The 16,821-nt window shown below is 45.6% G+C and carries 10 protein-coding genes; 9 read left to right on the top strand and 1 reads right to left on the bottom strand.

The features are described 5' to 3' along the window. The first annotated feature begins 1 nt into the window (after nucleotide 1). The 9 genes from R7O13_RS20705 (at nucleotide 2) to tldD (ending at nucleotide 14,955) form a co-directional block, all read left to right on the top strand. Nucleotides 2-3,967, top strand: coding sequence for a DUF6701 domain-containing protein (locus R7O13_RS20705; protein ID WP_318304612.1), 3,966 nt, complete (start codon nucleotides 2-4; stop codon nucleotides 3,965-3,967). Between the two features lie 151 nt (nucleotides 3,968-4,118). Continuing rightward, nucleotides 4,119-5,162 (top strand): rod shape-determining protein, encoded by a 1,044-nt coding sequence (locus tag R7O13_RS20700; protein WP_005381144.1) that lies wholly within the window; start codon nucleotides 4,119-4,121, stop codon nucleotides 5,160-5,162. 150 nt (nucleotides 5,163-5,312) lie between these two features. Next, nucleotides 5,313-6,209 (top strand): rod shape-determining protein MreC, encoded by an 897-nt coding sequence (gene mreC / locus R7O13_RS20695; protein ID WP_005381142.1) that lies wholly within the window; start codon nucleotides 5,313-5,315, stop codon nucleotides 6,207-6,209. Further along, nucleotides 6,199-6,687, top strand: coding sequence for a rod shape-determining protein MreD (gene mreD / locus R7O13_RS20690; protein WP_005381141.1), 489 nt, complete (start codon nucleotides 6,199-6,201; stop codon nucleotides 6,685-6,687). The genes mreC and mreD overlap by 11 nt, the downstream gene beginning before the upstream one ends. A gap of 4 nt (nucleotides 6,688-6,691) precedes the next feature. Next, nucleotides 6,692-7,261 carry a Maf family protein gene (locus R7O13_RS20685; protein WP_171344977.1) on the top strand — a complete coding sequence of 190 codons (570 nt, stop codon included), beginning with the start codon at nucleotides 6,692-6,694 and terminating at the stop codon, nucleotides 7,259-7,261. Between the two features lie 18 nt (nucleotides 7,262-7,279). After that, a complete protein-coding gene (rng, locus tag R7O13_RS20680; RefSeq protein ID WP_005381138.1) occupies nucleotides 7,280-8,749 on the top strand; it encodes a ribonuclease G in 1,470 nt (489 codons plus the stop codon). 12 nt (nucleotides 8,750-8,761) lie between these two features. Next, complete coding sequence (locus R7O13_RS20675; RefSeq protein WP_258654909.1) at nucleotides 8,762-12,643, top strand: YhdP family protein; 3,882 nt, start codon at nucleotides 8,762-8,764, stop codon at nucleotides 12,641-12,643. Nucleotides 12,644-12,676: 33 nt separating this feature from the next. Then, nucleotides 12,677-13,498 carry a carbon-nitrogen hydrolase family protein gene (locus R7O13_RS20670; protein ID WP_005388437.1) on the top strand — a complete coding sequence of 274 codons (822 nt, stop codon included), beginning with the start codon at nucleotides 12,677-12,679 and terminating at the stop codon, nucleotides 13,496-13,498. 11 nt (nucleotides 13,499-13,509) lie between these two features. Continuing rightward, nucleotides 13,510-14,955 (top strand): metalloprotease TldD, encoded by a 1,446-nt coding sequence (gene tldD, locus R7O13_RS20665; RefSeq protein WP_318304609.1) that lies wholly within the window; start codon nucleotides 13,510-13,512, stop codon nucleotides 14,953-14,955. 66 nt (nucleotides 14,956-15,021) lie between these two features. Here tldD and R7O13_RS20660 read toward each other — a convergent pair whose 3' ends face one another. Continuing rightward, nucleotides 15,022-16,398, bottom strand: a complete 1,377-nt coding sequence (locus R7O13_RS20660) for a PhoH family protein (RefSeq protein WP_005381133.1) — start codon at nucleotides 16,396-16,398, stop codon at nucleotides 15,022-15,024. Between the last annotated feature and the right edge of the window lie 423 nt (nucleotides 16,399-16,821).

Genomic DNA, 16,821 nt, shown 5'->3' with positions numbered 1-16,821 from the left:
AATGAAAAAACTATTTTTACTTTTAATATTACTTCCTTTTGGTGTTTTTTCGCACGCACAGGCAGTGACCTATGACCTATCAGAATCTGGGATCAATATTTGTGATGATATAGGCTCGGGTCAATTAGTCGGTAACGTTTATCGATGTATCACTGGTGGCATCACTTTAGAGAAAGGTGCTTCAGTAATCTATACCGGAGAGTCAAATGGAGCCCCTATCACGCTCGAAGCAGTGCGCGGTGACATTATTCTTGAAGGGAAGAACAATGTAGGTACCCAACAGCAGCGAATCAACTTGAAAACCTCAAGCTCTCCTTCCCGTTTGCAGGAGATGAAACGAGGTGGATTTAACAAAGGAAACAACACAAATTCAAGTGGTTATAGAAACATAGTAATTAATAATAAAAGTACGGTCTGGGGTGATATACATGCACATAATGATGTGATGCTAAGACATAGTATTATCCAAGGCAACATTACCTCTGATGGTGGTGACGTAATGACTGGTGATGATGAAACTAAGAGCTCTACTCATAACAAGATCTTTGGCAATGTAACGGCTTTACATGCAATTTACATTAAGCAAACATTAGTCTGTGGTACGCTCGAATCAAAAGGGCGCACGGTTACTGTTGAAAACTCAAAAAGCAATGGTCAGGGCAGTGGTAATGGTAATTCAAATGGGGTTTTTGCCTTGCACGATGCTATTAAGTCTCATGGACAGCCAATACTCAAACAGGCAGACATCTGCGGCTCGATTAACCCAACCCCAAGTTCTGATCCGCAGAGTGACATTTATTGTGGAGTGGATGAGCCTGATTGCTATTATGCCCCTGCTAAGTGCCCAGTTTCAGATGTTGAGTCGATTTGTGGTTGGGAGCCGGAACCTGAGCCAGAGCCACTTCCCGATCCAAAACAATGTATTGATGTTGAGGCCTTTGATCAAGAATATGACCTTGAGCAAAAATGGGCAACTATGGGTTACTTTAGCGGGGATTATGATGGACAGGATGGTGCAGAGCCTAAACCATTTATTCACAAGAATCGGTTGAGAATAACCAACAATGTACAGGGCCAAGCTGCGGTTGGCGCATACAACTATATATTTCCATCAAGTAACAACATTGTTGAAGTTGAATTTGACCATTTTGCGTACGATGGTAACCGTAACAACACTGGTGCAGACGGGGTTGCGATTGTTTTTTCGGATGCAAGTGTTCTACCATCTACTGGTGCATTTGGTGGGCCGTTAGGGTATGGAGTGAAACCTGACGACGGCGGTATCGAAGGATTTGCTGGAGGGTGGATTGCTTTTGGTATTGATGAATATGGTAATTTCTCTAACGAAGGCAGCTATTATCAAGATAAAAATCCGCTTGATAGCAGTCCGGGACAGAATGACCATTCAATAACAATACGAGGCTCGGGTGAGAAAAAAGGCCCTGGCGAATATATTGATACGAGCAACCATCGTATAGGTACGTTCCCTGAAGGATGGTTCGGTGGATATCGCTTTATTAAAAAGAACAGTAAGGTTGGCAAGCTCGATGATGAGTCAAAGGACGAAATTCACCGTTATCGGATGACGATTGATTCACGGGCTATCGATGGTAGAGATGCCGGGGTTTATGTCTCTATCAAAAGAGCCAGCTACCAAGGTAACCTCAAAGTTGATGTTGATGATAGAGGGAAACTAAAAAGCGATAACCTAAATTGGGAGGACATTATTGATTCTTTTAATATCATGCAAGGTTTTGCTCAATCGACTGCTCCAAGTGAATTTCGAGTGTCTGTAGCGGGCTCTACCGGGTTAGTAAAAAATGTGCATGAAATTGATAACTTTCAAATATGTGCTGATGAGTTCCAACCACTAACAGAAGGTATACATCATTTTGAGTTTGATTATTCTGGAGTTGGCAGCACATGTCAGCCGTCTGATGTAATTCTACGAGCATGTATGGATAAAGACTGTGATACGCTTTATCCTGGTTCAATAACCGATGCCGAAGATTTGCAAGTGACCCTTTCTCCTAGTGCGGGTCATGAGGTTGCTAATTGGGTACAAAGTTCACCGATTAGCTTTAAGGGGTCAACTCACCTTCAGCTGCAAGGCGCAAAAGCGGGTTTCGTGACCATCGGCATTGCAAATACCCATGGTGTTCACCAGTTCGGTTTTGAGGATACACGTTGTCGAATTAATGGCGATGAGCTTTCGGCTGAAAAATGTAAGATTGAATTCCATGGTAATACGTTATCTATCGTTGCTGAAGATGTTATTGCTAACAAGGAGTCTTCAGATAGCAACTATTTTGAATTTTGTTCATCTAGTTCAGCAACAAACACTACTCGTGATATTAAGTTGAGCATGACGTATGACGTTGCTCCTAAAGAGCAACCAAGTGTTACGCTAAATTATAAAAAGAGCGACGGGAATAGTACGCCTGTTTGGAGCTCTGACCAAACTATTTCAGGCCCAGAGGATGACCCCGCCTATCTTAGAGATGTTTACTTTGATAATAATGGTCGAGCTAAGTTTAAGTTTACCTATCCTGAAGTAGGTAAAGTTTCGTTTAATGCATCTGTTGAAGGAATCGAAGACTCCAAAGGAGTTGGCACATTTGTAAGTTATCCACATCGCCTCCAAGTAACTGCAGGTGGGCGGTGTAGCAGTATTAACTCTGGGTGTGATAGTCGGTTTGTTTCAGCTGGTGAGGAATTTACTATGAGCATCACTGCTTTGCAGTATAGTGAAGATGGTAAAGGTCATATACCAGCTAAAAACTACGAAGAAGAACAAATGGTTGTGTCAAATGAAGTTGTGTATCCCGCTATAAGTGCTGGCGGAAAAAAAGCAGAGCTTCTCACAGACACATATAAACATATTGCTTCTGATGATGCTAAAACGTTATTTCCTCAAACTGTGTCAGAGGTAGGTGCGTTTGAATTTTCAATAAGTGCGCCCAAAGGCGATGTTGAAAATACGTCTCTCTACCTTGGTAAGAGTTCATTCTTGATTCAGCCCGCGACCATTACACTTGGTCGTTTCTATCCTAAGTTCTACACGTTGCGCGGGCAAAATTGGGACTATGCTGGAAGTCAAAGCTTTAACTATATGAATCAAAACTTCGATTCTATGTGGTATGAAGTAGAGGTATTGACTGGTGGGGATTTTCCAAAATCAGTAGAAAATTATAAATACTTCAACAAAGAACATGTAGCATCTTTTGAGTTGAGTGATTCATTGAATCGGTTTAATGCTCAGGGGAATTTAACACCTTCTTGGGTAGACGCATTGGGAAGTATTCAACGCTTCACACTGACTCCCCCATTAAGTGGAGAGTGCAATTCGGCAGAAGGATTGTGTTGGATGAAAAAGACTCCTGCCGCAGGTTACGAAGATGGACCTTTTAATCTTAATGGCAACACCATAAAAGCGACAGATATAAAGGTTGGCGTGGCAACAGAGCCAGATCCTATATCGGTGTATGGTAATCCAGTTCTTTCTATGCAACCTGATATCCGCTTTGGTCGTGTAGGCCTAGATGATGTTGGTGGAAATCAGGGTGCGACCTTACATATTCCTCTAAGAATCGAATACTGGAATGGTAGCCGCTTTATCGCCAACCCTAATGACAATCAAACCGATGTGAAAGGTGTCACTGCCGCTGAAAGGCATATTTGGCCAACAGGTACTGATGCTGATCCTAAAGCGGTTACACTAGGAGCTGGTGGTGAAGTGTCTTCTGGTTCTTCTCGATCTGTTACTGCAACTCAAGCTGAACCATACCGTCAGCAAACGCGCGTTTGGTTAGATCTTGATGACTCTGAAAATGGTTTACCATGGCTCAAATATGATTGGGACAATGATGGCTCCGAAGAAAACCCCTCCTCCGTCGTCACCTTTGGTATTCATCGAGGTAACGATCGCGTGATTTACCGTGGTGAGCCAGGGTTAACCGGACAGTAACAACTTAGGTTTTTGCCCTTAAGTTAGGAAACTGCAAGAAATTGAGGCTTTCTGCTCATGTTTGTGTACCAATACCTTGCTGTGACAGCGAGGCATTGGTACATTTAGAGCAATTTTTGTCTTCTATATTTTTGCAGGATGAGCGAAGAGTATGTTTAAGAAACTTCGTGGCATGTTTTCTAACGATCTATCTATCGATTTAGGTACAGCCAACACTCTAATTTACGTAAAAGGGCAAGGAATTGTCCTTGATGAACCTTCTGTAGTTGCTATTCGTCAAGATCGTGTAGGTTCTGCAAAAAGCGTTGCTGCAGTCGGTCACGCAGCAAAACAGATGCTTGGTCGTACACCTGGCAACATTTCCGCTATTCGCCCAATGAAAGACGGCGTAATCGCTGACTTCTACGTAACCGAAAAAATGCTTCAGCACTTTATCAAGCAAGTGCACGATAACAGCATCCTAAAGCCAAGCCCACGTGTTCTTGTTTGTGTTCCTTGTGGTTCTACCCAAGTTGAGCGTCGCGCAATTCGTGAATCAGCACTTGGTGCTGGTGCGCGTGAAGTTTACCTAATCGACGAGCCAATGGCGGCGGCAATTGGTGCTGGTTTACGCGTATCTGAGCCGACAGGTTCAATGGTGGTCGATATCGGTGGTGGTACAACTGAAGTTGCCGTTATCTCTCTAAACGGTGTGGTTTACTCATCGTCTGTACGTATCGGTGGTGACCGCTTTGATGAAGCTGTGATCAACTACGTACGTCGTAACTACGGCAGCTTGATTGGTGAAGCAACGGCTGAAAAGATCAAACACGAAATCGGTTCTGCTTACCCTGGTGATGAAGTTCAAGAGATTGAAGTTCGCGGTCGTAACCTTGCAGAGGGTGTGCCACGCAGCTTTAGCTTGAACTCAAACGAGATCCTAGAAGCGCTTCAAGAGCCGCTATCTGGCATCGTATCAGCAGTCATGGTTGCACTAGAACAGTGTCCACCAGAGCTTGCTTCAGACATTTCTGAAAACGGTATGGTACTAACCGGTGGTGGTGCACTACTTAAAGACCTAGACCGTCTACTAATGGAAGAAACTGGTATTCCTGTGGTTATCGCGGAAGATCCACTAACGTGTGTTGCGCGTGGTGGCGGTAAAGCACTAGAAATGATCGACATGCACGGTGGCGATCTGTTCTCTGAAGAATAAAGGTTTAGGTGAAGCTCATGTCGGGCTTCACCTTCATTTCTGCTCTCTCTGTAATTCAAACATGCTCCATACCTAAAAGTATTTAGTTAAGTATTTTTAGGTTGCCAAGTAAGGCTCAATAATCATGGAAGCAATCAGGTCAAAAACAAGATGAAACCGATTTTCGGCAGAGGTCCGTCTCTGCAATTACGTCTGTTTTTTGCTGTCATCGTGTCGGCGAGCTTAATGCTGGCCGATAGTCGTCTAGATACGTTTTCCAACGTTCGATACCTACTAAACAGTATGGTTGCACCGATTCAGTACGCAGCGAATTTGCCTCGTAGTATGTTCGATGGCGTATTTGAACGTTTTAATTCTCATCAGGCATTAGTTGAAGGCAATCGCAGCTTAAAGCGAGAAGTGTTACGCCTGAAAAGCGAGCTTATCTTGCTCGACCAATATAAAGAAGAAAACCAACGCCTACGTAAGTTGTTAGGATCTTCATTTGTCCGTGATGAAAAGAAAGTCGTGACAGAAGTAATGGCGGTGGATACTTCACCTTATCGTCATCAAGTGGTGATCGATAAAGGCCGTATTGATGGTGTTTACGTTGGTCAGCCTGTTATCAATGAGAAAGGCATCGTTGGTCAGGTCACGTTTGTCGCAGCGCACAACGCACGTGTTCTGCTGCTAACGGACGCGAAAAATGCAATTCCTGTCCAGGTGATCCGCAATGATATCCGAGTGATCGCATCGGGCAATGGTGAAATGGATGAAATCCAACTGGAGCACATTCCAACCAGCACAGACATTCAGGTTGGTGATTTATTGGTGACATCCGGTTTAGGTGGTATTTACCCTGAAGGATATCCAGTCGCGACGGTTACCAATGTGGATCACGATACGCGTCAAGAGTTCGCCTCAATCAAGGCTGAGCCGGTTGTGGAATTTGATCGCTTACGCTACCTACTGCTGATTTGGCCGAATGAAGACCGTCAACACAAAGTACTGCGGTCCAATGTAGATGAAGGATTAGAGCAAGAACAAGAGGTAACCGATGGCCAATAATGTATTGAGTAGCCGAATGGTGATTGGCGTCAGTTTCTTCGTTGCGCTGGTACTGCAAACCATTCCATGGCCAGGTGTGTTAGATGTGTTACGCCCTTCATGGTTGTTCCTTGTTACGTGTTATTGGGTGTTGGCACTACCGCACCGAGTGAACGTCGGAACTGCGCTAGTGTTGGGCTTATTATGGGATATCTTGATCGGCTCAACGCTTGGAATTCGTGGCATGATGATGTCGATCGTTATCTACCTCGTGGCGCTGAATTTCCTGTTGATTCGCAACATGGCTTTGTGGCAACAGTCGATTTTAATTGCCTTTTTTACTGCGTTATTGGAAGTTTTGATATTCTGTGGGGAATATTTGAACCAGGACGTAGTATTTAATCCATTATCTCTGTGGACGGCGGCAATAAACTGTATACTTTGGCCATGGATGTTTTTATTAATGCGACGAGTTCGTCGTGCATGGCACGTAAGGTAAAGCGGTGAAGAAAAGCTTATCTCTCGTTCTCGCATCGGGTTCTCCGAGAAGAAAAGAGCTGCTTGCTCAACTGGGTTATGATTTTGAGATCGTATTGCCTGATATTGAGGAAGCCAAACAGGCTCATGAGCAAGCACGAGATTACGTGTTGCGTCTTTCTTTGGAAAAAGCTCAGGCAGGCTTAGCGTTGGCTAAGCCTGATTCCGTTGTATTGGGCTCTGATACGGTCGTCGTATGCGATGACCGTGTGCTAGAAAAACCAAAAAGTTTTGAAGATTCAAAGCGTATGCTTACTGACTTATCGGGTCATCGCCATCAAGTGATGACTGCGGTGAGCGTTGTATCATCGGAACAACAACATTCAGTGGTCGTTACCACTGACGTGTGGTTCAAACCACTGACTCACGAAGAAATCGAACAATATTGGCAGTCAGGAGAGCCATGCGATAAAGCTGGAAGTTATGGTATTCAGGGACTCGGAGGGCGATTTGTCACCCGAATCGAAGGCAGTTATCACGCTGTAGTAGGCTTACCTTTGTTCGAAACCGATCAGCTAATTCAAGAATTTTTATAATTGTTTTGAGGTGTGCACATGAGTGCAGAATTGCTGCTTAACGTGACCCCGAGTGAAACTCGTGTGGCCATGATTGAAGGTGGAGTACTACAAGAAATACATATCGAGCGCGAATCGCGTCGCGGTATTGTGGGCAATATATACAAAGGCAAAGTAAGCCGAGTGTTACCAGGTATGCAGGCGGCTTTCGTCGACATTGGTTTAGATAAAGCGGCGTTTTTACATGCGTCAGATATTGTTCCTCATACCGAATGTGTGGCAGAAAACGAAAAACAGCAGTTTCAAGTCCGTGATATCTCTGAGCTGGTACGCCAGGGACAAGACATTGTAGTGCAAGTGGTCAAAGATCCGCTCGGCACGAAAGGTGCGCGTTTAACGACGGATATCACCTTACCTTCGCGTTATCTTGTTTTTATGCCGGGGGCCAGCCATGTCGGTGTTTCGCAGCGTATTGAAAGTGAGAAAGAGCGCGAGCGTTTGAAAAAGGTGGTGAACCATTACTGTGATGAGCACGGTGGTTTTATCATTCGTACCGCGGCAGAAGGCGCTGATGAAAAAGAGCTCTCTCAAGATGCGGCATTTCTAAAGCGTTTGTGGCTAAAAGTCATGGAGCGTCGCTCAAAATACAAAACGCGTTCAACACTTTACGGTGAACTCGGCTTAGCTCAACGCATTCTGCGTGATTTTGTTGGCACAGAGCTCGATAAGATCATGGTCGACTCCCGCCTTGAATATGAAAACCTGAAAGAATTCACTTCTGAGTATGTACCGGAGTTAACAGATAAGCTTGAGCTTTACGAAGGTGACAAGCCAATCTTTGACATGTACGACACCGAAAACGAAATTCAGCGTTCTTTAGAGCGCAAGGTCGAGCTAAAATCGGGCGGCTATTTGATCATCGATCAAACCGAAGCCATGACCACCATCGATATCAACACGGGTGCATTTGTTGGTCGTCGTAATCTCGAAGAGACTATCTTCAATACCAATATAGAGGCAACGCAAGCTATTGCGCGTCAGCTACGTTTACGTAACCTCGGCGGTATCATCATTATTGATTTTATCGATATGGCATCCGAAGAGCATCGTCAGCGAGTACTTACCTCACTGGAAACGGCGCTGGCGAAAGACCGAGTAAAAACCAACATCAACGGCTTTACCCAGCTTGGCTTAGTTGAAATGACGCGTAAGCGCACACGAGAAAGTATTGAACATATCTTGTGTTCTGGCTGTCCTACTTGTGAAGGCCGTGGCAGCGTGAAAACGGTCGAAACCGTATGCTTTGAGATATTACGCGAGATTACTCGTGTGAACCGTGCTTACGACGCCGATAATTTTGTCGTGTACGCATCGCCGTTTGTTGCTGAAGCGCTATTGGGCGATGAGTCTCATGCGTTAGCTGAGCTCGAAGTATTTATTGGCAAGCAAGTGCGAGTTCAGGCTGAACCCCTGTACATTCAGGAACAGTTTGACGTCGTAATGATGTAATTTGGAACATTTGTGAATTCTGGTGTTAACCGTTTTGGGCGTTTTTGTGCGTGGAGTTTAGTTACTGTATTGGTGTTATTAGCCATATTAGTGACCACGCTGCGCGTCACATTGCCGCAACTTAACCATTTCCAAGATGAGATCAAAACCTGGGTCAAGCAAGGCACAGGTTTTGACGTTTCTATTGCCAATGTCGCAGGGACGTGGCGCAATAATCATCCCTCAATCGCGTTACTGGGTTTAGAGGCAAATCTACCAAACGTGCAAGATGCACGCTTCGCTGTTGAAGAAGTCCAAATTGAGTTCGACCTTATTCAATCTCTTTTTCAACTTAAACCTGTAGTTGCAGACCTTACCATTCATAACCTCGCTTTAGACATTCACACGGTAGACATTCTGCCGACTTCTCATCGTCAAGATCCGAAGCCTGAAGTGGATAAGAGCGAAGTGAAACTCATTGACCAACTCGACTCACTTCTTTTACGTCAGTTCGAAGACTTCACTATTAGCGATTCACGGATTTGGTATAAGTCTGTGTCAGGTGAAACTCGCCGTTTAGATATTGAGCAGCTTCGTTGGAGTAATCAAGGGAAGCGTCACGTAGCCGAGGGCACGGTTAGCATTGCCGATGTTCGCCTGAACTCATTGTTAGTAAGCGCTAACTTTAAAGATCATGGCTCGTTGCGCGATGTATCTGGTGAGTTTTACGTGAGTGCTCAAGATGTCTCGGTCACACCTTGGCTGACCACTTACATGCAAGAAGAGTCAGGAGCAGAGTCGGGTAAAGTCAGCTTAAATACTTGGCTAACGCTCAAACATAGCCAACCGCATGATGCTTATGTTGAATTACTGCCTTCCGAGTTGGTGTGGAATGAAGATGGACATCATGAGCTGTTTATTGAGTCTGGAATTTTCAATCTTCGACCAGATAGACAAGGCTGGAAAGTAAATGGCCACTCACTTCAGATCAGAACCGACAACACCCCTTGGCCAGAGCTAGACGTCGCGTTTGATTGGCAACCAAACGGCTGGATGCTCAATCTCTCTCAACTCGACATCGAAGCACTCATTCCGCTCATCAAGTTGGCTCCAGAGTCAGAGTCGACCAGTGACCTTATTAACAAACTAGCACCGAAAGGTCGGGTCGAAGATGTCCGATTGTCAATGAACGGCGGTTTAGACACCTTACGCTACTCGGCTGAACTGGATGAACTCGCGATGACACAATGGGAGCTCCTACCCGGGTTTCATCACGTACAGGGCAGCGTATCGGGGGATGTGAATCAAGCTAAAGCAAAAGTCACCGTCATTGATGATGTATTTCCGTACGGCGATGTATTCCAAGCTCCGCTGAATATCAAACAAGGTGAAGTCGATATTATCTGGCAGCAAGATGAGAGCGGCTGGCGCTTGTGGTCGGACAAAGTGACGGCAGCAACGCCTGATCTTCAAGTCCTGGGGGCATTCCGTCTTGATTTTCCAAAAGAACAAAGCCCATTTTTATCGTTCTATGCCGAAGCGGATCTCTACAACGCGGGTGAGACATGGCGCTATCTACCGACTCTGGCACTTGGACAAGACTTGACCGACTATCTTTCGACCGCGATTCAGGGCGGTAAAGTGAACACAGCGAAATTGTTGTGGTATGGCGAGTTAGGTGATTTTCCTTACAAAGAACATAATGGCATGTTCCAAGCTTGGGTTGGATTAAAAGACGCGAAATTTAGCTTTGATACGGCATGGCCAACCATCACGGATTTGCAGCTAGACTTGCTGTTTGAAAATGATGCCATGTATTTGGATTCAAAATCAGCCACACTAAATGGCGTTCATGCCAAGCGTATCACTGGGCGAATCCCTGAGTTGGCAGAAGGTGGACACATCGAGATTGAAGCGAAAGCAAGCGCGCCGGGTAATGAAGTCCGTGACTACATGATGGCGACGCCATTAGTGGATTCAGTCGGTGCCGCATTGACAGCGCTGCAAGTGAGTGGGCCCGTTTACTCTGAGTTTCAACTCAACATACCGTTTGATTTTGAAAAAGAGTCTCGCGCTTGGGGTTATGCCGATTTAACAGAAAATCGTGTTGATATTGAAGCGCCGCCAATGACGCTTGAAAACGCCACAGGACGTATCACCTTCGACAATGATGTGGTTACCACATCGGGTTTGTCGGCCGAATTATTACAACAGCCTATCTCTCTTGATTTCCATGGAGAGAGTGCGGAGCAAGGCTACAACGTGACAATTAATACACTAGGAGATTGGGATGTCGAGCCGCTCAAACCCTATGTCGGTGAGCGTTGGTTAAACCTTGTTTCTGGCCATGCGCCGTGGCAAATGGATATTGACTTGCAACTCAATGATGTTGGTTTCACTTATCAGCTTGAAGTGCTGGCGCAGCTAAATCGTCTGGCTAGTCAATATCCTTATCCTTTAGCGAAAAAAATTGGTGAGTCTGGGCAAGCGAAACTGCAAGCATCCGGCAACCAAGAGAGTATTTCAGCACGACTACAGATCCCAAATGTGAAGTATCAAACTGAGATAGATATCGCTGGCGATGTCCCGGTTCTGACTGCGACTCATTTAATGGTTGGCAAAGGTGGCTTCCGGATTAGTCCTATTGTCGGGCACGATGCTTCGGTGCGTGTCGAAGAACTGAATTTAGACCAATGGGCGGAGCTTGCGCAGGTCTCTGAGAGCAAGCCTTCATCGTCTGTTTTGGCAAGCATGAAAACGCCGACCATTCCATTGCCGACACGCATTGAAGTTGAAACGCCAAACTTACAGCTCGGTGGGATTGAGTTTCATGATGTGGATTTTTCAGCAAGCAAGAAAAATTTGAGTTGGCAACTCGATGTGGACAGTCAAGAGGTTAAAGGGAAAGCTAACTATCTGAAACCCTATGATCTATCGGTCTCTCTAGAGCACTTGCATCTGTACATCCCAGGGTTTGAAGAGATGACCAAAGAGCGCAGTTCAATCTTTGCGAGTGAAGATCAAAACGCACCTTTGATTACCAATTTTGACCGCAAGTTTCACGCAGAGATGCCAAACTTAACTTTGAACATCGATGATTTTTGGCTGCAAGGTTACAAAGTGGGCAAAGTTAATGTTGATTTGCAGCGTCGCGAGAACCGCTTGGAGTGGAAAAATATCACCTTTAGTAGCGGCAAAAACCGCATTGATATGAGTGGTTGGTGGGACCTGACGAAAGAGAGTAGTCATTCCAACTTAACCATGAAAATGAAAGGTGATAACAACACCGATCTTATGGAGCGCTTTGGTATTACATCAGGCATTCAACAAGCACCATTTGAGATCAATGCCAATATGGAATGGGACGGCGCACCTTGGTCAATGAAGACACAAACCTTGCAAGGAAACGTCTCAACGGAATTTGGTAAAGGCGTGATCAGTGAAGTTAGTGGTGCGGCACGCTTGTTAGGCTTGTTTAGCTTGGATTCTATCATCCGTAAGATGCAGCTCGACTTTACCGACGTATTCGATAAAGGCATGGCATTCAACTCGATCACGGGAACGGGCAAAATCCAAGACGGTGTGTTTATCACCAATGATATTGTAATGGATGCGTTAGCAGGGGAAATGCAAATCCGCGGCATCGCTAATATGAACAGCAGAATGGTTGATGCGGAAGTGAAATTCACACCAGACATCACATCAGGCCTACCAATGCTGACCGCGTTTGCCGTTGCGCCTCAAACTGCTTTGTATGTCTTGGCCATCTCTACGGTGATATCTCCGGTGGTTGAGGTCTTCACTCAAGTCAATTATGAAGTGAAAGGCCCACTAGATTCACCAACGGTGAAAGAAATTTCGCGAAGTAAAGGTGAATACAAGCTGCCAGAAAAACTGCGTGAACAGGCCAAATAACTCACCGAATATAATGGAATAGGGAGGAAACACATGGAGCGTGTTGGCATTATTCAAATGACTTCGGGTCCGGATATTAACGCGAATTTGGACTTCATTGAAAAACAGTGTGCTTTAGCGAGCAAGCAAGGTGCCAAACTTGTTCTTACTCCTGAAAATACAGTGCTATTTTCCAGTCGCGAAGCTTATCATCAACATGCAGAGCCACTTGGCAGTGGCATGATTCAACAGCGGCTCTGTGAAATCGCCAGAAAGAACCAGTTAACGCTGATTGTCGGAAGCATGCCCATTCAAACCGCAAAAGGTGTCACCACCACAACACTTGTATTGCCGCCGCACGGTAAATGCATTGCTCACTATGACAAACTGCATATGTTTGATGTCGACGTAGCCGATGGTTATGGTAGTTATCGTGAGTCGGATACGTTTATGGCGGGTAATCAAATAGTCGTTGCGGAAACTGATATCGGCAGTGTTGGATTGAGTATTTGTTATGATTTACGTTTCCCAGAACTTTATAAAGTATTGCGTCAAGAAGGGGCGGATATCATTGTGGTGCCCGCTGCGTTTACCGCTGTGACGGGGCAAGCTCACTGGGAAGTATTATTGCGAGCTAGAGCGATTGAGACACAATGTTGGATTTTGGCAAGCGGACAAACTGGAACGCATCCATGTGGACGAAAAACATGGGGACACTCAATGGTCGTTGACCCTTGGGGACGTATCCATAAACAGCTTCAGGATGAAGTAGGCTTATTGGTGACTGAGATAGATTTGTCACAAAGCCAACAAGTAAGGCAGAATATGCCGCTGACTCAACACAGTCGCTTTCAAAATGAATTGAGACGGAAATAAAAGAGCTAACTATGAGCACAAACCAAATAGAACAGGCACTCCTTGCCCCAAATGGTCTGACAGAACAAGACATTGCTGACACGCTTGCCAGCATTGCGACGCGCCAGATCGATTATGCGGACATTTACTTTCAGTCCAGCTGGCATGAGTCTCTGGTTCTAGAAGACAGCATCATCAAAGATGGCTCTTTTAACATTGATTGTGGTGTTGGTGTCCGTGCAGTAACTGGCGAGAAAACCGGCTTTGCCTACTCTGATCAAATCCAGCCTGAAGGCCTGAAGCAGAGTGCAATGGCGGCGCGCGGTATTGCTCAGCAAGGGCAGAATGGTAAAGTCCAAGCGTTTAAACGCACCGAAAACCAAGCGTACTACGCCGCTGTGAATCCACTAGCTGAATGGGAAAAGCAGCAAAAAACAGAATTGCTCAAATCTCTAGATGCTTACATCCGCACTAAAGAACCATTGATTAAAGAAGTCTCGATCAGCATCAGCGGTGTGCATGAGCAGATGCTTGTTGCGGCAACAGACGGTACTTATGCAGGCGATATTCGTCCTTTGGTGCGTTTGTCTATTAGCGTGCTCGCACAAAAAGGTGAACGACGTGAACGCGGTAGCGCGGGGGGCGGCGGCCGTTTCGGTTACGATTTCTTTTTAACGGAAAGCAGTGGTGTGAAACAAGCTTTTCATTACGCAGACGAAGCGATTCGCATGGCGTTAATCAACCTTGAAGCAGAAGCAGCACCAGCTGGCATGATGCCAGTGGTATTGGGTTCTGGCTGGCCTGGCGTGTTGCTACACGAAGCGGTAGGTCATGGCCTAGAAGGTGATTTTAACCGGAAGGAATCTTCGGTTTTCTCTGGCAAAATGGGTCAACAAGTGACGTCTTCGCTGTGTACCATCGTCGATGATGGCACGTTAAAAGACCTTCGTGGTTCACTGAATGTGGATGATGAAGGGGTAAACGGCCAGTACAACACGCTTATCGAAAATGGTGTGCTGAAAGGTTACATGCAAGACAAGCTAAACGCGCGGTTAATGGGTGTGAACCCAACAGGTAACGGTCGTCGTGAGTCTTATGCACATTTACCAATGCCGCGTATGACCAACACCTACATGCTACCAGGTGAACATACGCCAGAAGAAATTATCTCGACGGTCGAGAAAGGGTTGTATGCGCCAAACTTTGGTGGCGGCCAGGTGGACATTACTTCGGGTAAGTTTGTGTTCTCTGCATCGGAAGCGTACTTGATTGAAAACGGTAAAATTACGCGCCCTGTTAAAGGTGCGACGTTGATTGGCTCAGGTATCGAAGCAATGCAGCAAGTGTCTATGGTCGGTAACGACCTAAGTATCGACAAGGGCGTTGGCGTATGTGGTAAAGCAGGTCAAAGTGTGCCAGTTGGTGTTGGTCAGCCGACCTTGAAGCTGGACTCACTGACAGTGGGTGGCACGGAGTAACTCAGTCGAATCGTTATAAAAAGAGCGCTCTAATGAGCGCTCTTTTGCTTTGTGAGTCGGTGTCAATTACAGGTTTTCTTCAGCAAATTCCGCCAAGCGGCTACGAACCACGCCGTTGAGGTGAATATTTGCGCTGCCTTCAAAGTTCTTGAAGCGCTCAACCATGTACGTCAATCCTGATGTCACTGGGGTGAGGTAATGAGAGTCAATCTGCGCCAAGTTACCGGAGCAGACGATTTTGGTTCCTTCGCCACAGCGGGTAATGATGGTTTTGATTTGTGATGCAGTGAGGTTTTGACACTCATCAAGCAGTACAAACGCATTTTGAATCGAACGGCCACGCATAAAGTTGATCGATTTAAATTGAATGTTGGCTTTATCGCAGATGTACTTCAATGAGCCTTCAGTGCAGTGATCGTGTTTATGTAGTGCTTCCAAGGTATCGGTCACCGCCGCTAACCACGGCATCATTTTCTCCTCTTCGGAGCCGGGTAAGAAGCCGATGGATTCACCGATATCTGGCGTGTTACGTGTTACGATAATTTTATCGAACATGCTTTTTTCAATGGTTTGCTCCAATGCTGCTGCCATTGCCAGTAATGTCTTACCACTACCCGCCGCACCCGTTAGAATCACCAAGTCAATTTCTGGATCGAGTAAGGCATCTAACGCCATTCCCTGGTAGATATTTTTAGGTGTGATGTCCCAAGCCTTACGATGCATTAGACGTTCGCGGCTCAGGTCGAGAAGCGTTAGCTTGTCTTCATTGATGGTTTCTACGCGACCAGCAAAGTCACTGTCTTCATCAATAACGTATTGGTTGATAAAGGTTGGGTCGAAGGGTTCGCGACTGAGTTTGTGGTAAGTTTTTCCGCCCAGAGCATAGCTTTCTACTTCCTCAATACCGCTCCAGAAATCACCTTCACGCAATTGAAAGCCTTTGGTTAGGTATTGGATGTCGTCAATCAGTTGGTCGGTTCTATAGTCCTCAACAAAGCGTACACCAGCCCCTTTGGCTCGCAGACGCATGTTGATGTCTTTCGTGATCAGTACCACTTCACGTGGTGCACGTTTATTTTGCAGATAAAGCACCGCGTTGAGAATACGGTTGTCACCGGCTTTGTCGGCGAAGGCTTTGACAGTTTCCTGCAGTTCAAAATCCGCCAAAATGGAAATAGTACCTTGGTCGGGGTTGTCTTTAGAAACAGGAATGCCTTCAGAGATTTCATCTGGCGTTGCTTCTTTAAACAAATCTTCCAAGGTGCGAATAGCCACGCGCGCATCTCTTGCAACGTCGCGCTTACTGTCTTTGATTCGGTCGAGTTCTTCCAACACGGTCATGGGGATAACGACATCGTGTTCTTGGAAAGAGAAGATGGCAAAGGGTTCATGAAGAAGAATGTTGGTATCGAGTACAAACAGTTTCCGATCGGTATCGCCCATAGCGTCTCCTTGCCGTAGTACGGCTCTGCATGCGAGTTGTTAGGTCGTTTCCAAATAGGTGTGAAGTGACCTAACTCTGATTGCTTGCAATAGAGGTTGTCGGGCTGATGTCGGCTAGTGTGCAACCGAGTAGCAAGACAACTTACTGCAAACCCGTGTTGATCCTAATCGTGTACTAACGCGCTTAAATCATATGCAATGGTTTTAAACGCCCCTCATTAGAAGTATACGTAATATTTACGTTCTACAACTTAATAATTGGCATGAGTATTTTACAATTTGATTGCATTTAGAGTTTGGGAAAAAAAGTTTCTGCTTGGTGCGGTTTCGGCGTGACCTAAATCACAGCTTCAAGTAAGATTAGCGACCTTTTTCTGCGTATAGGCTACGTCCGATTTATCATGTTGAGCTGGCTTAAAAAAT

The organism is Vibrio sp. Y176 (assembly GCF_033438945.1).
This window is presented reverse-complemented; position numbering and strand designations above follow the sequence as displayed.